20 protein-coding genes, 2 pseudogenes and 1 riboswitch are annotated in these 23,206 nt (G+C 34.3%); of the genes and pseudogenes, 15 read left to right on the top strand and 7 right to left on the bottom strand.

Annotation, left to right across the window (positions count from 1 at the left end; genetic code table 11):
• The first annotated feature begins 179 nt into the window (after positions 1-179).
• On the top strand, positions 180-1,229 hold the full coding sequence (locus tag ACUN28_RS27495) for an NAD(P)/FAD-dependent oxidoreductase (RefSeq protein ID WP_016089506.1): 1,050 nt from the start codon (positions 180-182) through the stop codon (positions 1,227-1,229).
• A 195-nt stretch (positions 1,230-1,424) separates the two neighbouring features.
• Here ACUN28_RS27495 and ACUN28_RS27490 read toward each other — a convergent pair whose 3' ends face one another.
• Positions 1,425-1,793, bottom strand: a complete 369-nt coding sequence (locus ACUN28_RS27490; RefSeq protein ID WP_016089505.1) for a hypothetical protein — start codon at positions 1,791-1,793, stop codon at positions 1,425-1,427.
• A gap of 179 nt (positions 1,794-1,972) precedes the next feature.
• Between ACUN28_RS27490 and ACUN28_RS27485 the strand changes: the two genes are divergently transcribed.
• The 7 genes and pseudogenes from ACUN28_RS27485 (at position 1,973) to ACUN28_RS27455 (ending at position 7,757) form a co-directional block, all read left to right on the top strand.
• Positions 1,973-2,212 carry a helix-turn-helix domain-containing protein gene (locus tag ACUN28_RS27485; RefSeq protein ID WP_080118117.1) on the top strand — a complete coding sequence of 80 codons (240 nt, stop codon included), beginning with the start codon at positions 1,973-1,975 and terminating at the stop codon, positions 2,210-2,212.
• Positions 2,213-2,447: 235 nt separating this feature from the next.
• Positions 2,448-2,969, top strand: coding sequence for a hypothetical protein (locus tag ACUN28_RS27480; protein ID WP_000051644.1), 522 nt, complete (start codon positions 2,448-2,450; stop codon positions 2,967-2,969).
• 21 nt (positions 2,970-2,990) lie between these two features.
• Positions 2,991-3,434: a hypothetical protein gene (locus tag ACUN28_RS27475; RefSeq protein WP_000655885.1), complete on the top strand. Its 444-nt coding sequence runs from the start codon at positions 2,991-2,993 to the stop codon at positions 3,432-3,434.
• Positions 3,435-3,612: 178 nt separating this feature from the next.
• Positions 3,613-4,281 carry a hypothetical protein gene (locus ACUN28_RS27470; protein ID WP_001004278.1) on the top strand — a complete coding sequence of 223 codons (669 nt, stop codon included), beginning with the start codon at positions 3,613-3,615 and terminating at the stop codon, positions 4,279-4,281.
• A 236-nt stretch (positions 4,282-4,517) separates the two neighbouring features.
• A complete protein-coding gene (locus ACUN28_RS27465) occupies positions 4,518-5,783 on the top strand; it encodes a hypothetical protein (protein WP_016089503.1) in 1,266 nt (421 codons plus the stop codon).
• 136 nt (positions 5,784-5,919) lie between these two features.
• A pseudogene (locus ACUN28_RS27460) lies at positions 5,920-7,147 on the top strand (ATP-binding protein).
• 229 nt (positions 7,148-7,376) lie between these two features.
• Positions 7,377-7,757 (top strand): hypothetical protein, encoded by a 381-nt coding sequence (locus ACUN28_RS27455; protein WP_033660241.1) that lies wholly within the window; start codon positions 7,377-7,379, stop codon positions 7,755-7,757.
• 28 nt (positions 7,758-7,785) lie between these two features.
• Here ACUN28_RS27455 and ACUN28_RS27450 read toward each other — a convergent pair whose 3' ends face one another.
• Entirely contained in the window at positions 7,786-8,418 is a 633-nt protein-coding gene (locus ACUN28_RS27450; protein ID WP_016089500.1) for a cyclase family protein, read from the bottom strand.
• Between the two features lie 85 nt (positions 8,419-8,503).
• Positions 8,504-8,616, bottom strand: a riboswitch (SAM riboswitch).
• Between the two features lie 151 nt (positions 8,617-8,767).
• Here ACUN28_RS27450 and ACUN28_RS27445 point away from each other — a divergent pair.
• Together ACUN28_RS27445 and ACUN28_RS27440 are read left to right on the top strand one after the other, a co-directional pair.
• A complete protein-coding gene (locus ACUN28_RS27445) occupies positions 8,768-9,877 on the top strand; it encodes a PRK06851 family protein (RefSeq protein ID WP_016089499.1) in 1,110 nt (369 codons plus the stop codon).
• A 111-nt stretch (positions 9,878-9,988) separates the two neighbouring features.
• Positions 9,989-10,771, top strand: coding sequence for a nucleotidyltransferase domain-containing protein (locus tag ACUN28_RS27440; protein WP_016089498.1), 783 nt, complete (start codon positions 9,989-9,991; stop codon positions 10,769-10,771).
• A gap of 106 nt (positions 10,772-10,877) precedes the next feature.
• Here ACUN28_RS27440 and ACUN28_RS27435 read toward each other — a convergent pair whose 3' ends face one another.
• The gene (locus ACUN28_RS27435; protein ID WP_016089497.1) at positions 10,878-12,404 is read right to left on the bottom strand and encodes an FAD-dependent oxidoreductase; all 1,527 of its coding nucleotides are present in this window, start codon (positions 12,402-12,404) and stop codon (positions 10,878-10,880) included.
• Positions 12,405-12,985: 581 nt separating this feature from the next.
• On the opposite strand from ACUN28_RS27435, the gene ACUN28_RS27430 reads away from it, so the two are divergent.
• The gene (locus ACUN28_RS27430) at positions 12,986-14,071 is read left to right on the top strand and encodes a fatty acid desaturase family protein (protein WP_016089496.1); all 1,086 of its coding nucleotides are present in this window, start codon (positions 12,986-12,988) and stop codon (positions 14,069-14,071) included.
• Positions 14,072-14,124: 53 nt separating this feature from the next.
• On the opposite strand, the gene ACUN28_RS27425 is transcribed toward ACUN28_RS27430, so the two are convergent.
• From ACUN28_RS27425 to ACUN28_RS27415, 3 genes are all read right to left on the bottom strand, one after another.
• Positions 14,125-14,817 carry an amino acid ABC transporter permease gene (locus tag ACUN28_RS27425; RefSeq protein WP_016089495.1) on the bottom strand — a complete coding sequence of 231 codons (693 nt, stop codon included), beginning with the start codon at positions 14,815-14,817 and terminating at the stop codon, positions 14,125-14,127.
• A 142-nt stretch (positions 14,818-14,959) separates the two neighbouring features.
• Positions 14,960-15,754: an ABC transporter substrate-binding protein gene (locus ACUN28_RS27420; protein ID WP_016089494.1), complete on the bottom strand. Its 795-nt coding sequence runs from the start codon at positions 15,752-15,754 to the stop codon at positions 14,960-14,962.
• A 106-nt stretch (positions 15,755-15,860) separates the two neighbouring features.
• On the bottom strand, positions 15,861-16,583 hold the full coding sequence (locus tag ACUN28_RS27415) for an amino acid ABC transporter ATP-binding protein (RefSeq protein WP_016089493.1): 723 nt from the start codon (positions 16,581-16,583) through the stop codon (positions 15,861-15,863).
• A 209-nt stretch (positions 16,584-16,792) separates the two neighbouring features.
• Between ACUN28_RS27415 and ACUN28_RS27410 the strand changes: the two are divergent.
• Both ACUN28_RS27410 and ACUN28_RS27405 read left to right on the top strand, forming a co-directional pair.
• A pseudogene (locus tag ACUN28_RS27410) lies at positions 16,793-17,143 on the top strand (HAMP domain-containing protein); the annotation flags it as partial.
• Entirely contained in the window at positions 17,135-18,085 is a 951-nt protein-coding gene (locus tag ACUN28_RS27405; protein ID WP_445423431.1) for a methyl-accepting chemotaxis protein, read from the top strand. The pseudogene ACUN28_RS27410 and the gene ACUN28_RS27405, both read left to right, overlap by 9 nt.
• A 31-nt stretch (positions 18,086-18,116) precedes the next feature.
• On the opposite strand, the gene ACUN28_RS27400 is transcribed toward ACUN28_RS27405, so the two are convergent.
• Positions 18,117-19,451, bottom strand: a complete 1,335-nt coding sequence (locus ACUN28_RS27400; protein ID WP_016089491.1) for an FAD-binding oxidoreductase — start codon at positions 19,449-19,451, stop codon at positions 18,117-18,119.
• 243 nt (positions 19,452-19,694) lie between these two features.
• On the opposite strand from ACUN28_RS27400, the gene ACUN28_RS27395 reads away from it, so the two are divergent.
• Together ACUN28_RS27395 and ACUN28_RS27390 are read left to right on the top strand one after the other, a co-directional pair.
• The gene (locus ACUN28_RS27395) at positions 19,695-21,359 is read left to right on the top strand and encodes a glycoside hydrolase family 13 protein (protein WP_016089490.1); all 1,665 of its coding nucleotides are present in this window, start codon (positions 19,695-19,697) and stop codon (positions 21,357-21,359) included.
• 205 nt (positions 21,360-21,564) lie between these two features.
• Entirely contained in the window at positions 21,565-23,202 is a 1,638-nt protein-coding gene (locus ACUN28_RS27390; RefSeq protein ID WP_016089489.1) for a PTS transporter subunit IIBC, read from the top strand.
• Positions 23,203-23,206: the final 4 nt, after the last annotated feature.

Below are 23,206 nucleotides of genomic sequence, written 5' to 3'. Positions count from 1 at the left end.
GTAATCTCAAATTTGCTAATTATTAACAAATTGATAATGATTATCACTATTGATTCTTTAAATAATATAATTTTATATAGGTGTATTGTCAATAGTAATTTTGATTGTAAATTTTGCGGAAACAGGTTATATTTTATTGAGAATGATAATCAATGATTAGTAGCTGAGGAGTGACACGAATGAATCAAGAAGAATTGTTTGATGTAACCGTGATAGGCGGTGGACCTGCAGGGCTTTATTCAGCTTTTTATAGTGGACTCAGAGAAATGAAAACGAAAATAATAGAATTTCAACCACAGTTAGGTGGAAAAATACATGTTTATCCAGAGAAGATGATTTGGGATGTAGGAGGGTTATTGCCAGTTACAGGTGATAAATTAATTGAACAACTTGTACAGCAAGGGCTAACATTTAAGCCGGAAGTGGTATTAAATACAAAAGTAGAATCGATTATTCGTAATGAAGATGGTACTTTTACGTTAAAAGCAAGCGATGGAGAAGAACATTTTTCAAAAACAGTTATTGTTGCAACTGGAAGTGGGATATTGAAACCGCAAAAGTTATCCATTGAAGGTGCTGAGCGATTTGAAGTATCTAATTTAAATTATACAGTGAAATCTTTAAAGCGTTTCAAAGGTAAGACGGTCATTATTTCCGGTGGAGGAAATTCTGCCGTTGATTGGGCAAATGAATTAGAACCAATCGCGAAAAAAGTGTATGTAACATATAGAAAAGAAGAATTATCTGGTCATGAAGCACAAGTAAAACAATTGCTGAATAGCTCGGCGGAGTGTTTCTTTAATACATCGATTACAAAACTCATTGCTGGTGACAATCATGAAGCGATCGAATATGTAGAATTAACGAATCATGAAACAAGTGAAGTTTCACATTTACCTATTGATGAAGTTATTATTAATCATGGATATGAACGTGACATTACATTATTAGAAAATAGTGAATTAGACGTTGCAATTATAGATAATTATTATATTGCAGGGAATGCGAATAGTGAGTCCTCAGTAGATGGATTATATGCTGCTGGAGATATTTTAAAGCATGAAGGGAAATTACACTTAATTGCGGGAGCATTCCAAGATGCTGGAAATGCTGTAAATAAAGCAAAACAATTTATTCAACCAGATGCAAGTGAGTACGGAATGGTTTCTTCGCATAATGAAGTATTTAAGAAGAGAAATCGTGAATTGATCAAGCAGATGATGAAATAAGAAAAGAACAAGTATACCCCCATTTACTTCTCTATTCGAGTGACGAGAGAGATAAATGGGGGTTTTCCTGTTTACTATATTTTCAATCATTATAATGACACCGGTTTCATCAGTTCATGTGATATGAACGTTTTATTTGTAAATCTTCCTAGAAAACAATGAATCTATGTTTTGATTACGCAGAACAGTATTAAATTATGCTGTCCCTTTAGCTCGTTCGTTAGGAAATGGCATATTTAATATAGAAACAATGTACTGTTTTCCATGCATTCGAGCTAATGATTCTAATATTTGACGGATGCGTTTTGTAAGATGTCCTTGTTCTTTTATAGCTTCACAATATGCGTCATAGAAAGCGTATTTAGCCCAAAGGAAATCATCTTGTTGGAATAAAAAATGATTTTTGTACCATTCCCCAATTGTATGGTAACAATTGTTTTCATGTATTGCTGCGCTTTGAGAAAGAATACGATCAGATAAAGATGTAGTTAAATGAGAAATTGTGTTTTTTGTTTCAACTTGTAATGTTTGTTCTAACATTGTAATGATGTGACGAGTAGCCATATGTTAACTCTCCTTTGTGTAAATGGGTAATACCATTCTGTATTTAAAAAATCCTTACTATATTATTATACAATATATGGAATGCATCCACCTTCTTTTTAAATTGCATTTACAAAATCTTTTTTATTTGTTTACAAAAATAAAGTAAGATACAGTATATATGAAAAAATAATAAAGGAATGAACGCGTTGTATATAACATTAGAAGAAGCTGCGGAGTATTTGAATTTACCAAAGTCGTATATTGAAGAACTAATTCAGCAAAAGAAAGTTCGTGCGCTATTTGATGGAGAGCAATATTTATTAAATAAAGAACAATTCAATACACATTTAGAACAAATGGAGAAATATAAGCAATTAGTGGAAGAAATATTGAACGAACCAATTCCAGAAGATATGGATGTTAAAGACGAAGATTAAACTATGGGAAATCCCGTATGAAGATATGCAGAAATGTATCTTCATACGGGATTTTTTGTTTCAAGATATCAAAATTTTAAGGAGTCTCCAGGGCTTTTCGGGAGTTTGATAGGTATTAGTCTACCAGGTTAAAAGCATATTTTTTTCTAGCTAGGACAAACATAGAGAACGTAACCTGTACAGATACATATACTATCAGTGCAAAAGCTTATAAATTAATGGAAGGGGTTTTCTCGTGAGTTTATTTCATTGGGATTTTTTGAAAGACTTAATTGGATCTTATGTAAGAGTAAACAGAGGTGGACCAGAATCTCAAAAAGGAACAATAGTATCATTAGGTGTGGACTACTTCGGATTAGAGAATGAAAAAGGAGAGAACCATTACTACCAGCTTCGCCATCTGAAAAGCATTACCCAAAATACGAAAGATGGTGGAGTAGGTGATTTAGAATGGGGAGAAGAAGACATTGCAGAAGACTTTGAAACGCTACTTCAAAGCTTCAAATACCGCTGGGTGAAAATTAACCGTGGTGGACCAGAGAAAATTGAAGGTATTTTACAAGATGTTTCTGGCGGTTATGTAACATTGATTATTAAAGAAGAAGTTGTATTAATTACACTATCTCATATTAAGAGTGTTAATTATAATGCATCTGTAAGTGGAGAGAGTGATGAGAGTAGCAATGAGAAAAGTAATGAAAACAGCAATAATTCAAGTCGAGCTCGCGCACTAAGACAATCAAGTAGAGGAAGATAAAACAGAAAGGAGGGTATGAATTTGAAGGATGTATTATGCTGTGATCAAATCAAAGGTTTAGTTGGTGAGAATGTAAAAGTAAATCTTCGTGGACCGGAAAGTCGAGTAGGTGTACTGTCATTGTTAGGAAAAGATTACCTTACACTACAATTACCTCATGGAGAATTAGTGTATTATCAGCTGAAACATGTGAAGAGTCTAGTCAGAAAAGTAAAAGAGGCACAAGGAGAATATGGTTCATGTTTTTATGCGGAAGAAGATACTTTTTTAGATGTATTAAATGACTTGAAGTATAAATGGATAAAGATTAATCGTGGTGGACCAGAGTGTGTGGAAGGTTTATTGAGTGATATACATGATGGAAATATTACACTAGTTAACGGTGATGAGGTCATTTATGTGATTAATTCCCATATTAAGAGCGTGAGTCAAATAGTTAAAAACAAAAAGACTGAAGAAGAATAATGTTTAATAAATAAAAGGGGCATTATGATTGAAAGTGAAGAATGATTTCATATTTCTCTGTAATTATTTTTGGATATATGAAAAAGGGTTTCTTACTATTAAAAAACAGAACATTGCCCCTGGTTATTTTTTGAAATGGAGAATAGGAGAGTAAAAATTCATAGGAAGGAGGATACAGATGAATGAGTTAAACAAAAGTATTGGAGAAAATATATATGTTAAATTAATTGGTGAAAAAAGATTTAAAGGTGTATTAATAGACGTAGGAAATGATATTGTTGTTCTTTACAATGGACAAGACTACGTATATATATCTTTATACCATGTACAATATTATAAGTTTTTAAGACCATATGATGAAGAGATATCAAAACCAGATGTGGATTCTGTAATTAAGAGGGAATCCCCTTCCATTTCTTTGAGAAAAGTATTAAGTACTTCTAAAGGGATTTTTACAGAAGTTTATGTAGCAGGAAATGCTCCAATACACGGTTATGTTACAAGTGTAATGAACGATTATATTGTTTTTTATAGTCCAGTTTATAAAACAGTATATATATCTTTAAAGCATTTGAAATGGTTAATTCCGTATAAAGAAAATCAAGTTCCGTATGCCCTCAATAAAAATGAACTCCCCGTGAATCCGTTAAATATTACGTTAGCTAGAACATTTGAAGAGCAGCTTATTAAAATGGCTGGAAAAATTATGGTGTTCGATTTAGGTGAGGAGTCTAATAAGATTGGAAAGATGGCGAAGATTGATGAGGGGCATATTGAAATATTAAAAGCACGTGATGCAAAAATGTATGTGAATATTCAACATGTGAAATCTGTCCATTGTCCGTAGACGAGTTGAAAGGGCTGGCTTTTTCTTTTATATGTAGAAGAAAAGGTCGAGCCTATTTGTTTAGATTGAATTGAATATGAGGGTAAAAATGAATTGAATATAAATATGTTAGCTTTATCTATGAAGAGCTAATCTTGTGCGAAATTATAAAAAATATGTACGAGCCATCTTGTAATATATTCAATTTATTTTTTGAGGGAGAACTGCTCAACTAATATATTAAAGGGGTTTTGTTTGTGGAGCAGTTTCCAAATTCGTTATCGATTACATTACTTGGTAGTGCTGGTGGAGCAGCAAAAGCAGTTTTAGCAATTTTAAATCAAGCGATAGTAAATGAAAAAGACCCGATTTATGAAGCGATAAAGAATGTTACATTTCATTTGGTTGATATAAAACAAAAAGATAGGGCTTATTATGGTGAGTTGTTTCCAAATTTGAAAGATCAATTGTTTTTATATGAAATTGACCTTCAAGATGTAGTGAAATTCAAACAACATTTGAAAGAAAAAAGCACGGGTGTTGTTATTGATGTTTCGGGGGCAGATACAATCAGAGTATTAAGTTGTTGTAATGAACTTGGAATTTGTTATATTAATTCAGCTTTGGAAAATGAGGAAGTAGATCAGGACGATAGTTTAATCGGCTTTCAGCTTACGGAAAGATATACGAGGTTTGAGAAGGAGAAAGAGAAATTTACAAATACAAAAGCAATTATAGGCTCAGGTATGAATCCAGGTGTTGTTCAATGGATGGTTGTTGAACTTATGAAGGAGCGGCCAAAAGAAAAGCCAAGAGCATGCTATATAGTAGAACATGATACGTCATTTTTGAATGATACAGCACTGATAAAGCCTCATACACTTTATGCTTCATGGGCAGTAGAGCGATTTCTAGATGAAGCGATATGGAGTTATCCGATGTATATGAGTCAGCATCGTCCTCTTTATTTTTATGAAGATGTATATGCTTCAGAGTATAAAGTAAAGTTAGGAGAGAAAGAGTTTTATGGCTGTTTAATGCCACATGAGGAAGTTTTAATTTTAGGAAAAAACTTCAATATGGAAGTGGGTTTTCTTTACCGAATTAATGAGTATACGACTAATGTAATTAGACAGAACTTAGATCAAGTAGAAGATTTATGGAATTGGAATCGTAAAGTATTTAATCCAGCCGAAGAAGAGATTGCGGGCGAGGATCTAGTAGGTGTATTACTCGTTTATGAAAATAGCGAGACATATATGTATAACGTGATGAATAGCAGTCAAGTTTTTCATAAATATAAAACGAATGCGACTTACTTCCAAGTAGGATGCGGAATTTATGCTGGCTTATGTAGTTTACTGTTCGATAACTTTAAACAAGGTGCCTATTATGTAGAGGAATTATTATTAAATACAGAAAGTAAGTACGGAGAATATTTGAATTTATATATGAATAATTTTGTAATAGGACATAATAATTTTACGGATGGCCTGCTACATGATCGGGTAAGATGGATATAAGTTGTGACGAAAAGGAAGGGGAGATCTCCTTCCTTTTCGTGTTATAAGGTTACATATTGTTCTGAAAGCAATTTCATACTTATAATTTAAGGAGATAATATGTAGAGTTTTTGTATTGATCATGAGGAGTATTTATATGAACAAATTTAAAAGCTTGATTTATGAGGAAAGAGAAGCTTTAAAAGTATTTGTATTATTATTCTATATTATATTTTTTTTTATATGACGTTATTTATTATTTTGTGTATCCGGCTATGAATATTAATGGAACAGCGGTAGGTTGGCCAGAAGGTAGCCTTGGGATAGGTGTGTATATATTTGTAATAGCATTATTTCCTATTTCGATATATCTTCAAAAAAGAGGGTATGTATATTCTGTAAAATATTTATTTTTATTTGGGTACATGTTTATCAATCTTGTTAATAATTTAATGATTTATTTGCGAACGGATAGAGCTTTTGAACATGGTAGTATGGTAGAAATGTTATTAATTTTATTTGCCCCAGTTTTTGTGAATAGAAAATATTTTTATTTAGTTTCCTTTAGTGTAATTGGAAAGTACGTACTGTTCACATTGCTATTACAAGATTTAAAAGTGGTAATTCCGCTTGTTTTATGTGTATTCTATTTCATTATTTCACATTCTTTGTTAAAACGATTTCAATCTTATGTAAGAACAGTGGTAGAAATGATGAACAATATGAAAGAGACGGAGAATTTAGCTATGATTGGTACAATGTCTACAACAATTGCTCATGAAATTCGAAATCCATTAACAGCGTTAAAAGGGTTTACGCAAATGCAAAAAGAAAGAAACCCAGCAGATACGATAAGCTATGATATTATGTTACAAGAAATTGAAAGGATAAATGGATTTGTTAGTGAATTGATGTTGTTAGGAAAGCCGAAGCCAACAAATTATGAATTGTGTAATATACGAGAAATCCTTCTATATGTTGTGCAGCTAATGGAAAGTTATGCAGCGCAATATAGAGTACAATTTCATTTGCAAATAGAGGGGAATTTACCAGCTATAAACGGTGATGATAAACAATTAAAACAAGTGTTATTAAATATTATTAAAAATGGGATAGAATCTATGCTAGAAGGTGGAGACATTCATATCCGTGTATACGAAAAAACTGAAGGACATTTATGTATTTCTATCGAAGACCAAGGATCTGGTATAGAGAGCGAGAAGTTAGAGAAAATCGGTAAAGCTTTTTACACAACGAAGGAGAATGGTACAGGACTTGGGTTAATGATTACACATAAAATTATTAAGGAGCATCAAGGAAGTATCTCCATTCAAAGTAGTGTGGGAGTAGGAACGAAAGTGGAAATTTATTTGCCAACAGTGTAGCGTAGTAAAAGAAATTATTTTTCAGAAAAGTGTTCTTGTTGTGTAAATATAAACATTTTATAAAATGTTGCAAGAAGGGTTTTTTTTTAAAAATACTTCGTTTATAATGGAGGAAAATATCGACATGAGATTGTTTTCTCATGTAACGGTTTAGTAGTGTTATGAAAAGATAAGAAGGGGTGCACGCGCATCCTTTTTTCTATGCAGATATGATGAGAGGGGTGGTATGATGGAATTAACATTAAATTCGACTGTATGTTTACACACGATTCAATTTCGAAAAGAGCAAAAGAATTATATTGTAAAAGATACAATTACAGGAGAAAAATATGAAATGCCGCCACTTTGGATTGATGCATTGGCAATGATGCGTGACGGTTTTTTATTGGGGGAAATTGAGGAGAAATTAAAAGAAGAGTATCCGGCCAAAGAAGTGGATATGTTAGCATTCACGAGGCAACTGTTAGAGCTAGAACTTGTCGAAATGGTAGATGGAGAAGAGATAGCTTGTACAAAGAAGAAAGAGAAAGATTATTTAGCTTGGGTACGCCCTCGTGTTGAACAATTATTTCTTAATTTAAATAAAAAATATAGAAGCAAAGGTCAATGATGATCTTTGCTTTTTTTATAGACTGTGTTTAAAAAATAACAGCGAATGCTCTTGCAAAAGCACCGTCACTATCTTTAATTTTTAAAGGTGCCGCTGAGAAAAAGAAACGTTTCGTGTTAATGGCATCTAAGTTTGTTAAGTTTTCAATTAAATAAATATTATTTCCAAGTAGTATGTGATGAATCGGTGATGTTTCTGTCGTTACCTCATCAGGAGAAATAAAATCTAAACCGACCGATTTTACTTTTAATCGAACTAGTTCTGTAGCTAATTCTTCGGAAAGATAAAATGCTTCTTTCTCATAAGCTTCTGTATTCCACTTAGTAGATAGGTTGGAATGGAAAATGATAATATCACCTTCTTTTATGTCAGCATTATACAATACTTCCTTAGGTAATTTTCGCTCTTGAATATGAGTTACATCGATAAGAACGGCCTCGCCTACAAATTGATCAAGGGGTAATTGATCGATGGTTGTTGCACCTGAAATGAAATGTGCAGGAGCATCGCAATGCGTGCCAACATGAACGACAGAATGAAAATCTGTAACTTGATAGCCTGTCTCTTCAACGTTTGTAATTGCTTCTAGTTGGATTTTTGGTGTTCCAGGAAATTGAGACATATTGTTTTCAAATGTTTGTGATAGATCAATTACTTTCATTTTACATACCTCCAATATATGTTTTTCAAATAATAAAAAGCCCATCCTTCATAATCAAGAAAGATGAGCTTTACATACTAGTTGAGTATTATCTTCCAAAATGCAATGCATTTTGCAGGAATTAGCACCTATTCAGTTTGTATAAACTGAGGTTGCTGGGCTTCAAAGGGCCGGTCCCTCTGCCTCTCTTGATAAAAGGTATATTTAATTTTAAAGTTCGGAATATTTACGATATTTAAATTGTAATTCATTTCCTTTTTTTACGCAACACAAAATAGGTATTCACCCAAATAAAGTTGCTCGCATATTGTAGCTTATGTAAATAGAATGCTGCGAAGGAGTGAGTGCAGTGACAGGGAATATATTGAATTATTATGCTGGTGGAAATACAGCTAGAGGATTCCATAATTTATACGACGAGAATTTGAAAGGGCTAGATAGGTTATTTATTTTAAAAGGTGGTCCTGGAACCGGTAAATCTTCTTTAATCAAGGCAATAGGTCGTGAATGGATTGAAAAAGGATACGATATTGAATTTTTACACTGTTCTTCTGATAATAAATCGGTTGATGGTGTAATTATCCCGAAGTTAAAAGTAGGAATTGTTGATGGAACATCACCGCATGTTATTGAGCCGAAAATGCCAGGAGTTGTCGAAGAGTATATTAATTTAGGGGTTGCTTGGGATTCAGATAAATTAAGAAAGCAGAAGGTGGAAATTGAACGATTTGTTTCAGAAGCAAGCAAAGCTTTTCAAGCAGCATACGCTTGTTTTAAAGAGGCATTAATTATACATGATGCGTGGGAGAAAATATATATTAATAATATTGATTTTGATAAAGCGAATGAACTAACAGATGAGCTGATTCAGAAATTATTTACAGATAAAGGAGGGAAACAACCGCTTGTGAAACATCGCTTTTTAGGAGCAGCTACACCGAAAGGAGCAGTTGATTTTGTTCCGAATTTAACAGAAGGGTTATCACATCGTTATTTTATAAAAGGACGCCCAGGCTCTGGGAAATCGACAATGCTCAAAAAATTAGCTAAGGCAGCAGAAGAAAAAGGATTTGAAGCGGAAGTATATCATTGTGGATTTGATCCAAATAGTCTTGATATGGTTATCGTAAGAGACTTGGGTTTTGCAATTTTTGATAGCACCGCACCACATGAATATTTTCCGAGCCGCGAAGGTGATGAAATTATAGATATGTATGCCTTGATTGTGACACCAGGGACAGATGAGAAGTATGCGACAGAAATTCGCGACGTTTCCATTCAATATAAAGCAAAAATGAATGAGGCGATGTCTTTCTTAGCAAAAGCAAAATCAGTTCGTGATAAATTAGAACGAATTTATATTGCTGCTATGGACTTTTCAAAAGTGGATGCATATAAAGAGGAGATTCAAAAAGAGTTTGAACGAATTGCGGTTAGTGTAACAGAAAAGAACAAATAGGGATTTTTGAACTGTCAGAATTTTTCTGACAGTTATTTTAGTATGTAGTAAAATGAGTAATATATTTGTCGAATTTCCAAGGAAATAATCAAAAAATGGAGATGGTAAGAAATGAGAGAGAAAATTGAGCTGGAGTTAGACAGAATTGAAAAAGAGAATGATGTAAAAATTTTATTTGCAGTAGAATCAGGGAGTCGTGCGTGGGGATTTCCATCGAAAGATAGTGATTATGATGTTAGATTCGTTTATATACACCCTGTGGAATGGTATTTATCAATTCATGATAAACGAGATGTAATTGAATATCCGATTAGTGATGATTTAGATATAAGTGGCTGGGATATTAAAAAGGCATTACAACTATTCGCAAAGTCAAATCCAGCTTTACTCGAGTGGATTCGATCACCAATTTTTTATTCGAAAAACTCTCATTTTCCAGAGCAGCTTCAACAAATGAGTGAAAAGAATTTTGATCCAAAAGCAACGATATATCATTACTTACATATGGCATCAAAAAATTATCGTGAATTTTTGCAAGGTGAGAATGTAAAGTTGAAAAAGTACTTTTATGTATTACGTCCTATTTTAGCTTGTAAATGGTTAGAAGAGAAATCGACTTTGCCTCCCGTAGAATTTGATCGGTTGATTACAGAATTATCATTAGAACGTAGCGTGTTAGATGAAATTGAAAAGTTGTTAATAAAGAAAAAAGCAGGTACTGAAGTAGATGTTGGATTGAAAATTCAGGTGCTAAATCAATTCTTAGAAGAACAAATTCATTACTATCAGCAATACGTGAAAAGGATTGAAAAGGGATTAGGGATCGATATTGAGAGTTTAAATACATTGTTTCGAGATATGCTGTTTGAAGTATATGAAAAAGAGCACAAGTGAGTTTGTGCTCTTTTTTATTTTGCAGGAATAAAAAAACAGATATAGATGCGAGAAGACCTGCGAATGAGAATAAGTAAAAATTCCACGCTAAGTCATATTGCATTGTCTACTCATTATCAACTCGTTTTAACGGTTGATCTGCTGGACCTTCCATAACATCCCCATCAATTGAAAAGCGGGAACCGTGACAAGGACAGTCCCAAGTACAATCACCATTATTCCATTCAACTTCGCAGCCGAGATGTGTACAAGTTGTATCGACAATATGTAATTTTCCATCTTTGTCTTTATAAGCACCTGCTCGTTTCCCGTTAACATGAACGACAGATCCTTCACCAACTTCGAGATCTTCTGGCTTACGTAATGCGGTTTCAATCTTTCCTTCAATTAAATGTTTCGCAACATCAATGTTCTGGGAGAGGAACGTTTTTATATCTGGATTTGCATGGAAGCGTGATGGTGCATACAGCTCTTTATATGGGCTGTGGACTTTTAGAATGGAATCCTTCAGTAAATGAGCGGCAGCAGTTCCAGTTGTCATTCCCCATTTACGATATCCAGTTGCAACAAATATATTTGGATTTCTTTCGTTAATATGTCCGATATAAGGAAGCTTATCTAGCGTGATTAAATCTTGTGCTGACCATCTATAGGGAACTTCATCTACTCCAAACGTTGCGTCTGCAAAAGAATACAGTGCTTCATAATGAAGCATTGTGTTTACTCCTTGTCCTGTTTTATGACTTTCTCCGCCAATTAAAATTAATTTTTCCCCATTGCTTGTTGTATAGCGCAAGGAGCGTTTTGGGTCATCAATACTTAAATACATGCCACCTGGATAATCCGTTTTTGCTTTGATTGCAAGAGCATACGAGCGCTCTGCGTACATTCGTGTAAAGAAAAAACTATTTGCATCATAAAAAGGAAAATGTGAACAAGAAACAACGTATTTGCAAGTGATACGATGTCCGCCCTTTGTAATGACTTGTGGATCATCACCTTTTTCTACATCAATCGCTGTAGTTTGTTCATAAACTTTGCCGCCCATCTCGACAAACTTTTCTAAAAGTGTTTTCAAATAAAGGAGGGGATGGAATTGTGCTTGATTTTTCATGACAAGTGCAGATTGTACTGGAACTGGAATCGATAGAGATTGAACATAGTCACAAGGTATATTTAATTTTTGATAGGCTTCATATTCTTTTGATAAATTTCTTAATCCATTATCAGTAGTTGTATATAAATATGAATCTTCATTTGAGAAATTACAGTCGATTTTATATGTTTGCACCGTTTCATTTATGAATTGTAGAGCATGATTATTTGATTCATAGTAAAGCCTCGCTTTTTCCACACCGAAATGATTTATTAATTCATCATAAATAAGATCATGTTGTGCTGTTACCTTTGCTGTTGTATGTCCAGTCGTTCCATTTAAAATAAGACCGGAATCAATTAAAACAACGTTCATACCTTCTTTTGCAAGTAAATAGGCTGTGGTGATACCTGTAATACCAGCTCCGATAACAGCAACTTCTGTCTTTATATTTTCAGATAAATGGGGAAATGCAGGGACCTGAGTAGATTCAATCCAATAAGATAATGGCAATTGTGGAAATGTATCGCTTGTCATTATAGAAACCTCCCGATTTTAGAACAATTTTTCTTATAATATTTCCATATTATATGAAAATCATGTGTGCTGTTTTAGAAGGAGTCTATTTTTATTAAAAGAAAGATAAAGTTATTTTAGTATAATTATTTAATGTTGTCGGTATGAAGAGGTAGGAGTTGTGTAAAGCTAGATGCAGGTGAGTTTATTTGTTGTTTACATCGAGGGTTCTTGAATAAGATAGAGTCTATAGGATGTAAGCGTATGTATATGTATAACGGATAAAACCTTATAAAATCTATGTTTTTTCTTTAGTGAAATAAAGTATAATTATAAAAATATAACCAACTTTTATTACTAGGTCATAAAAGTTGTTGACAATATAGAAATTCTATTGATATGATTCATCATGTGGAAAGGTTGATAGAGAGTAAAAAGAGAAATGTTTTTCATTGATAATAAAAGCGAAAAATAAGTGACGATAGAGTGAGTATATTTTCCTTATAATAGATGCTTTTTTAATTACCTAGTAAAATCAATCTGGAAGCAAGAATTGATATATGTAAGTTGCGCGAGGCGCGGCATAAGAAAGGGGCAAAAGGATGAAGGAGCTTCATACGTTTGGGTGGTATGCAGCACGTGTATCACCACATTTGCCAAAAAAAGCATTTAAACCAGTTCCTACTCGTTTATTTGGTGGACTGGCTTATTTGCTTGTGGCATTGGCGGGGTTAATATCGATTGGTGTATTTGAATTGAATGTGTGGGCGAATCTAGGAATTGCGATTGTTCTCGGATTATGTTTTGCTTCACTTGGGTTTTTAGGACATGAAATTTTACATGGAACTGTTGTAAGAAAGGCATGGCTTCGTGATTTCTTAGGCGCCATTGCATTTATGCCATTATCAACAGGCCCTAAACTTTGGAGAAAGTGGCATAATGCAACGCATCATGTTCATACGCAGCATGAAGAGAATGATCCAGATGCATGGCCGACACTTGAGAAGCTTAAGAAGAGTAAGTTTCTGAGTTGGGTGTATCGTATGCCTCTTCATGTACGTTCATTCTTTAGCTTTCTGTCATTAACAATTCAATTTACATTGCATTCGACTCGAATGTTCTTTCATTTTATAAAAGAATTTAAGTCATCTAATCAAAAATCGGTATGGCTTCAACTTCTTTTGCCTTGGACTGTTTGGATTAGTTTATTGTTTATTATGGGACCTGGAAAATGGTTGTTTGCATATGTGATTCCGTTGTTAATTGCTAACTTTATTGTAATGGCATATATCGCAACGAATCACCGCTTAAATCCAATTGTTCCAGTAAATGATCCGTTAGCAAACTGTTTATCAGTAACAGTGCCGCGCTGGGTAGACGTTTTACATTTCAATTTCTCATACCATACAGAACACCATCTGTTTCCTGCTATGAGCTCTAAATACTATCCGTTAGTAAAAGAGAAAATTAAAGAAATGTGGCCGGAACGTTATCATGAGATGCCGATGACAAAAGCTTTGGCAGCGCTATGGAATACACCACGTGTGTATTATCAAGGAAGTGAATTAGTGGATCCGCATAGAGAGCATTTCTATGGTTCTTTAGGAAATGGACTAGATCCTCATAATATTTCATATCGTGAGGAACATATAGAGGAAAAAGAGAGTATTAAAAAAGTAAATCAGTAAAATTAATATATTTTTATAGTAGAAAAAGCAAGCCATCTCAGGCTTGCTTTTTCTTATAAAGAGACCTCTTTTTTATTATTTGCACGAACTTGAACTGAATTTGTTTCTTTTCGCTGTAGTCGTTTTTCTAAAAGATTAACAAAATAAGTAAATACAAGAACAAGTACGAGGTAATATAAACCAACGATTATGTATGTATCTAATTGTTGGAAGTTACTTGCAGCAATTGATAAACCTGATCCCCATAATTCGGACAATCCTACATATGCAACGAGCGAAGAGTCCTTTAATCCAATAATAAACTGATTTCCTAAAGGAGGAAGAGATTGCCGAAATGCTTGCGGTAATACAATACGGCGCATCGCTAAAGGATACGGCATACCTAGAGAGCGAGCGGCTTCTAATTGCCCCCTATCGACAGATTGAATGGATCCACGGAAAATTTCAGTAATATATGCACCGTTATGGATCGCTAAAGCAATGGCTCCTGCCCAAAAAGGAGTGAAAACAATAATAGATGTAATACCGAAATAGAGAATGGCGATCTGAACAATTAAAGGTGTACCACGAATAATAGCGATGTATACATGAGCAATACTATTTAAAATCTTATTGTTAGAGATTCGAAAAAAAGCGAATAGTAATCCAATTAGTGAACCGAGTAATAGGGATGTTAGTGTTAATTGTAATGTGACAATAGTAGCCTTTAATAGTGTGGGATAAGTAGACATAAAAATTTCAAACATATGTGTCACCTCATATTGTATAGATTTTGGTAGAGAATGAAATACCCCACTGATTATTATCTCGCATCAATCGGGAGCTTTACTGCCCTAAATAGCGGGATAAAAAGTGGGGCATAATTTATGAAACCTTTGAATAGCTAATTTACTTCGTTTTTTCCTCTTCACCAAGAATATTACGTCCAAACCATTTTTTACTGATCTTTTCATACGTACCATCTTTAATGATTTCATCTAAAGCCTTATTTACTTTCTCAACCATTTCTTTATCATCTTTACGAATAGCAATTCCCATTTCATCAAGATTTAATGGTTTTCCAGCTTCTTTTATATTTGATTTACCTTCTTTAATCATGCGTAAACCAACCATTTGATCAGTGATTACTGCATCAATACGTCCAGGCTCTAAGTCCATAAGTGCAGTAATATCGCTATCATATTCTGTAATTTGATCTGTATGTTTTGCAACAAGATCTTTAAAGGTGCTAGCTTTTACAACACCAATTTTCTTACCTTTCAAATTTTCTGGAGAAGAGATAGATGTATTCTTTTTAGCTACGAAAATCTGGGCCCCAGAGCGATAATATGGATTTGAGAAACTAACAGCTTTTAATCGTTCTTCTGTAATGGCCATACTTCCTAATATCACATCATATTTTTTTGATTGTAGACCTTGAATTAGCGTTTCCCATGGATTTGTAATGGGAGTGGGTTTCATTCCCATCTTTTTTGCGAGAGCTTCACCAATTTCCACATCAAATCCGGCAAGCTTTCCGTCATTTTCTTTATAGTTAAAAGGTTTGTATAATCCACTCATCGCATAACGAAATTCTTTTTCACCATTTGAAGAAGTAGTAGCACTTTCCTTACCACAGGCTCCTAGTATGAAGGATGTACATAATGTAATACTCGCAACAATGGTTAATAGTTTTCTTTTCATAAAACCCCTCCTATATATTGATCATACGGATGGTTTTAAGTATGTTATTGAGATATTTTTGTGCACCGTATGAATGTAGTTCTTTTCGTTTGAAACAGAAGTTACATTATAGAACGTTGCGTAAAAATTGTTTTGCGCGTTCATGTGATGGAGCTGAAAAGAATTGCGCTGGTGGAGCGTCCTCTACAATCTTTCCATCATCCATAAAAATGACGCGATCAGCTACATCTCTTGCGAAATTCATTTCATGAGTAACAATAACCATGGTCATTCCTTCTTCAGCAAGTTCTTTCATAACTTGCAATACTTCTCCAACAAGTTCAGGGTCTAAGGCTGAGGTAGGTTCATCAAATAGCATAATTTTAGGATTCATAGCAAGAGCTCGTGCAATGGCAATGCGCTGTTTTTGACCACCTGACAGGAGGTGGGGAGTTACATCTGCTTTATCTTGTAGGCCGACTTTTTGCAAAAGCTGATTTCCAATCTCCTTTGCATGTGCTGTTTCTAATTTTTTTACATGAATAGGTGCTTCTATGATGTTTTCTAGTGAGGTCATATGGGGAAAGAGGTTAAAGTGCTGAAAAACCATACCAACATTTTCACGGACTTTGTTTAAATTTGAATGCTTTGGATCAATTTGTTCACCTTGTAAGTGAATTTCACCTTCATCGTACATTTCTAAAAAGTTAAGACAGCGAAGTAATGTACTTTTACCGGAACCACTGGCACCAATTAAAACAACAACTTCTTTTTCTTGCACTTCTAAATCAATTCCTTTTAAAACATCAAGTGAGCCAAATGATTTTACTAGATTTCGAACCTGAATCATACAAAACCCCCAGTCAAAATATATTTTACAAATGTTGCCCCTTATTTCTGTTATTAGTCATAAATTGTCAGAATCCTTTATTTTTTTCGGGTGATTTGATATTCAAGGGAATAATGATTTTTAAAATCCCTATATCTTTCTATAACGAAAATATGGATAATAATATATAGGTAGTACTTATATTGCTTATAAAAAGGGGGAAAGAAGAGATGGAAAAAGAAAGGAAGACATTTTCCTTTGGCTTACGTACACAACTTATGCTATTCACTACAGTTTTAGCTTTTATTACATATTCAACAAGTATATTTTTTATTTACGTAATATACGATTATTTTCAAAGTCATGTAAGTCAAACTGTTTATAATATTATCGTTATGTTATTAGGTGTAGTATGGTCTGGGATTTTAGCGTATGGAGCAGCAATCTTTTTAATTAAACCACTTCGAAAGTTGGAGGAGGCGGCGAGAAAAGCGGCTGAAGGAGATATTCGTGAAGATGTTCCATTACCAAAAACAGATGATGAGATTAAATCTTTAAGTGTTGCATTTAATATGATGCTAGGAAACTTAAGAGGCATGGTAAAGAATATTGATACAACATTTTCGTATACAAACAATCAAGTACAGCAGATTAGAAAACAAACAGGCGAAGCAACGAAACAAGCACAAGGTGTTTCTGAGACACTTGCAGAGATTTCTTCTGGAGCTGAGCAATCGGCCGCTTCCATTCAGGCAATTGTGTCTGCCGTTGATACAACAACTTCTATTGCAAGTGAAGTAGAAGAGAAAGCGAAACAGTCTGATGAGTTGTCTTCAGAAATGGTTCAAGCTTTAGGGCATAGTACTCGTGTCTTTACTTCCTTAATTCAAGGTATTCAAACATTGGCAAAAGAAAATGAAGATTCAATGCAAAATGTACAGAAGTTAGAAGAACGAATGAAACAAGTAGAACATATTGTTTCTGTTGTGAGTGAGATTGCTAGTCAAACGAATTTATTAGCACTAAACGCTTCTATTGAGGCTGCTCGTGCTGGAGAACATGGAAGGGGCTTTGCAGTTGTAGCTGAAGAAGTACGTAAACTTGCCGATGAAAGCGATCATTCTGCAAGAAACATATCGCAGTTATTACGAAATATGAAAGATGAAGTACAACAAGTTGCAATGAAAATGACAGAACAAGTGAAAATAGCTAAAGAAGAGGCAAAACGTGGGGAAGCTACGGAATTAATTTTAAAAGAGATGTCATCAAGTGTTATGGAAGTGGCTGATGCAACGAAGCAAATTAGTAGTTATATGAATGAACAAGTGAGTCACATTCATCAAACAGGAGCACAAACAAAGGCTGTAGCAGCAATTGCTGAGGAAACATCAGCTGGTTCACAAGAAGTGGCACGTGTGACGTTGCAACAATCTAAAAATATGGTAGTAATCGATCAATTATTAAAGGATTTAGAGAAGCAAGCAGCGGACTTAAAACAAACAATTGAACGATTTTCAATGTAAAAAGGAAGAACAGTATTCTGTTCTTCCTTTTTTACGTATGAAAGGGTGGGATACTTTGTTGAAAATGAAAAACATTACAAGGATCATATATGGTTTTCACTTTACGCAATCTTTGAAAGTTAGGGCCATAATAACTAGTTTGCCAATTTTTAATGTCGATATCGGGCCAATTGACATAGTCACCTAGTGTATAAGGATCTAAGGTTTCTCGTAAATCTTTAACCCAGCGTATATTTTGATTTTCTTCATCATCGCATTTCCAAGAGGTAATGTATTCTTGCGCAATAATTGCTTTACGATGAAAATAAGCTGTTTCAGTAGGCGGAATATTTTCAACAGCACCTACGAGTGATTGGTGCCAAATACTCGCATCTTTATTTGGTGCATGAGAAAGAAAGTGTTGCATGATTTGAATTCCTTTAAGAGGGATAGGTTTATATACGTAGGAACCGGAGCGCTTAAAGTTTTCAGGGATATTACCACTGTTAAAAAATTCAACAGCCTTTATATAAGGAACTTCATCTATAAAGAGAGAGGGGATACCAGTTTCAAGAAGAGGAGATAATAAGGCGTGGAGTTCAGAGGGGGAGCCAACAAATTCACCTTGTGCTTCAATTTTATTTTGTTGCTTTGCAAATAATTCAATTGATGAAGTGAGACGTTCGTCTATATAAGGCGCCCAGTTTTGCCAAGCTTGAAATGCAGCAATAAAATCTTCCCATTCCCATGTAATGGAGAAGATTGATACATTTTTTATAGGATGTACTCGAAAAGTTAAAGAAGTAACAATGCCGAAGTTTCCACCACCACCACCGCGGCACGCCCAAAACAAGTTCTGGTTCTCATGTTCGTTTGCGCGAATAATTTTTGCTCCAAATGTACCGCACGCTTGTACCATTTCAACTTCTACTAATTGATCACATGTTAATCCAAATAAGCGTGAAAGCATACCGATGCCACCACCAAGTGTTAATCCAACAATTCCAACACTTGCACTTGTACCGGCTGGTATTGTAACACCATATTTCCAAAGTTTTTTATAGACAGTGCCGAGATTTGACCCAGCCTCAAGTGTTGCGGTTAAATTTTTGGTATTAACAGTAATTTGATTCATTTCACTTACATCAATAATAAGTCCTCTATTTAAAAGAGAAAAATTTTCATAGCTATGACGTCCACTTCTTAAACGAAATGGTATATGACGTTCGCGTGCCCATTTTAAGGCGTTACAGACATCATTTTTATTTTGGCAAAAAACAATAATACAAGGGATTTTTGGAATACTTAAATTTAAATTCATTCGGGATACGTCATAGTCAGGATCTGAAGGAACAACGATACGACCTGTTAATTTTGTTTGTTTCAATTTATCACGCCTTTCTAAAATAAGCAGTGCTTTTTATTAATATATGAAATGCGTATGTAACGTGCGTGGACAAGAGTAGGTGAGGAATGAGTTTGCTTTTGTGAGAAATAAATAAAGCATAAGAATAAAGAATCTACATTGAGTTCAATGAAAACAGTTGCAAACTATTCATATTTTGTTATGATAGTGTTACGAAAACGTTTGCATAAATTTCCCGACGGGATGCAAAAGGAGAGAATGACTATGAATAAGACATGGTGGAAAGAAGCGGTTGCTTATCAAATTTATCCACGTAGCTTTATGGATTCAAATGGTGATGGTATTGGAGATTTACAAGGTATTATTGCAAAGCTGGACTATTTAAAAGATTTAGGTATAGATGTAATTTGGATTTGTCCAATGTATAAGTCACCTAATGATGATAATGGCTATGACATTAGTGATTATCAAGATATCATGGATGAGTTTGGTACGATGGAAGACTTTGATACTTTACTAGATGAAGTTCATAAGCGTGATATGAAGCTTATTATTGATTTAGTTATTAATCATACGAGTGATGAACATCCATGGTTTATTGAATCTCGTTCATCTAAAGACAATCCGAAGCGTGATTGGTATATTTGGCATGATGGTAAAGATGGTGCGGAACCAAACAACTGGGAAAGTATTTTTAATGGTTCGGCATGGGAATATGATGAAGTAACAGGACAATATTATTTACATTTATTCTCGCGTAAACAACCAGACTTGAACTGGGAGAATAAAGAAGTTCGCGAAGTATTATACGATACAGTGAATTGGTGGCTTGATAAAGGAATTGATGGTTTCCGAGTGGATGCAATTAGCCATATTAAAAAAGAAGATGGTTTTAAGGATATGCCAAATCCAAAAGAACTAAAGTATGTACCATCTTTTGATAAGCATATGAATGTGGATGGTATTCAACCTTTATTAGAAGAGTTAAAAGAAAATACGTTTTCTAAGTACGATATTATGACTGTTGGTGAAGCGAATGGCGTTAAGATTGAAGATGCTGAGCTTTGGGTTGGAGAAGAGCAAGGTAAATTCAATATGGTATTCCAGTTTGAACATTTAAGCTTATGGGATGCAGAAAAGAAGAAAGACCTTGATGTTGTAGGGTTGAAAAAGGTATTAACAAAATGGCAAAAAGGGTTAGAAAATAAAGGGTGGAATGCTTTATATATCGAGAATCACGATAAACCACGTATCGTTTCAACGTGGGGAGATGATAAACAATATTGGCGTGAAAGTGCAACAGCTCTTGGAGCGATGTATTTCTTTATGCACGGTACACCGTTTATTTATCAAGGGCAAGAAATTGGTATGACAAATGTTCAATTCCCAAATATTGAAGATTACGATGATGTAGCAATTAAAAATTTATATCGAGAGAAAATTGCAGAGGGCGTATCACATCAAGAAATGATGGAGATTATATGGGCTTCTTGCCGCGATAATTCACGTACACCTATGCAGTGGAATGATGAGAAGAATGCTGGCTTCACAACAAGTGCACCTTGGTTTGGTATGAATCCAAACTACAAAGAAATTAATGTTGAAAAGCAGAAAAATGAAGAGAATTCTATTTTCAATTTCTATAAGAAAATGATTGCCGTGAAAAAAGAGCACGATGTACTGAACTACGGTACGTATGATTTACTTTTAGAAGATGATCCGCAAATTTATGCATATACTCGTACATTAAACGATGAAAAAATTGTTGTAATTAGCAATATCTCAAAAGAGGAAGCTGTGTACAATGAGAGTTCATTCGCACTAGAACGCAAACGTTTGCTTTTAAATAACTATGAAATTGTGGAACATGAACAAGTAACTACAATCACGTTAAAGCCTTATGAAACAAGGGTTTATCGCATTTCGTAATAAAAAAGGATGCTCTTAGAGCATCTTTTTTTATGAAAAAAAATAAATTTCTATTGCAATGTGAAAACGCTTTTATTAAAATAGATTTATGAAAACGGTTGCGTAAAGAGGAAAATGAAGTGACATAAGGAATCGTTTTCATAAGAAAAATAGAAATTATAATTTAAATCATTATGTTGTTATAAATAAAGGGGAGGAAGAACAGATGAAAATTACGTCTTTTGATTTTTGGCAAAAGTTCGGGAAAGCATTATTAGTTGTTGTAGCTGTAATGCCAGCAGCTGGTTTAATGATTTCTATCGGTAAGTTAATTGGGATGTCTGCTGGGGATATTAACGCAGTTCATACAATCGCTCGAGTAATGGAAGACATCGGTTGGGCAATTATTACAAATCTACACATCTTATTCGCAGTAGCAATTGGGGGATCTTGGGCGAAAGATCGCGCAGGTGGTGCGTTTGCAGCGCTATTAGCATTCGTCTTAACAAACAGAATTACAGGAGCTATATTTGGCGTAAACGCTGAAATGTTAGCGGATTCAAAAGCAAAAGTTTCTTCAGTATTAGCAGGAGATTTAATTGTAAAAGATTACTTTACTTCTGTACTTGGTGCACCAGCATTAAACATGGGAGTTTTCGTAGGGATTATCACAGGTTTCTTAGGAGCTACTTTATATAACAAATATTATAACTATAACAAACTGCCACAGGCATTAGCATTCTTTAACGGAAAACGATTCGTACCATTCGTTGTGATTGTTTGGTCTACAGTCACTGCAATTGTATTATCACTTTTATGGCCATTCATCCAAAGTGGATTAAATGAATTCGGTCGCTGGATTGCAGCTTCAAAGGATAGTGCACCAGTTGTTGCACCATTTGTATATGGAACGTTAGAGCGTTTACTATTACCATTCGGTTTACACCATATGTTAACAATTCCGATGAACTACACAGAGCTAGGCGGAACATATACGATGTTAACTGGCTCAAAAGTTGGACAAATTGTAGCAGGACAAGATCCTTTATGGCTTGCATGGATTACAGACTTAAATAATTTACTAGCAAATGGAGATACAAAAGCATATAACGATTTATTAAATAACGTTGTACCAGCTCGTTTCAAAGCTGGACAAGTTATCGGTTCAACAGCAGCGTTAATGGGTATTGCTTTCGCGATGTTCCGTAATGTTGATAAAGAAAAACGTGCAAAATATAAACCAATGTTCTTATCAGCTGCATTAGCAGTATTCTTAACAGGTGTAACAGAACCAATTGAATTTATGTTCATGTTTATTGCTCCAGTATTATATGTTGTATATGCAATTACAACAGGACTTGCATTCGCGTTAGCAGATTTAATTAACTTACGTGTTCATGCATTCGGATTTATTGAGTTAATTACTCGTACACCGATGATGGTTAATGCAGGACTAACTAGAGATTTAATCAATTTTGTTATCGTTTCATTCGTATTCTTCGGTCTGAACTTTACATTATTCAATTTCTTAATTAAAAAGTTCAACTTACCAACACCAGGACGTGCAGGTAACTATATTGATAATGAAGATGAGTCATCAGAAGGAACAGGAAATGTACAAGATGGTTCATTAGCAACGAAAGTTATTGATCTATTAGGTGGAAAAGATAATATTGCAGATGTAGATGCTTGTATGACACGTTTACGTGTAACAGTAAAAGATTTAGACGTTGTTGCACCAGAAGCGCAGTGGAAACAAAATGGTGCTTTAGGACTGATCGTAAAAGATAAAGGTGTACAAGCAGTATATGGTCCGAAAGCTGACGTATTAAAGTCAGACATTCAAGATATGTTAGGTGCGTAATAAG

This window comes from Bacillus sp. WC2507 (genome assembly GCF_052656125.1).
Note: the sequence above shows the minus strand (reverse complement) of the source record. Positions and strands in the feature narration are given on the sequence as shown.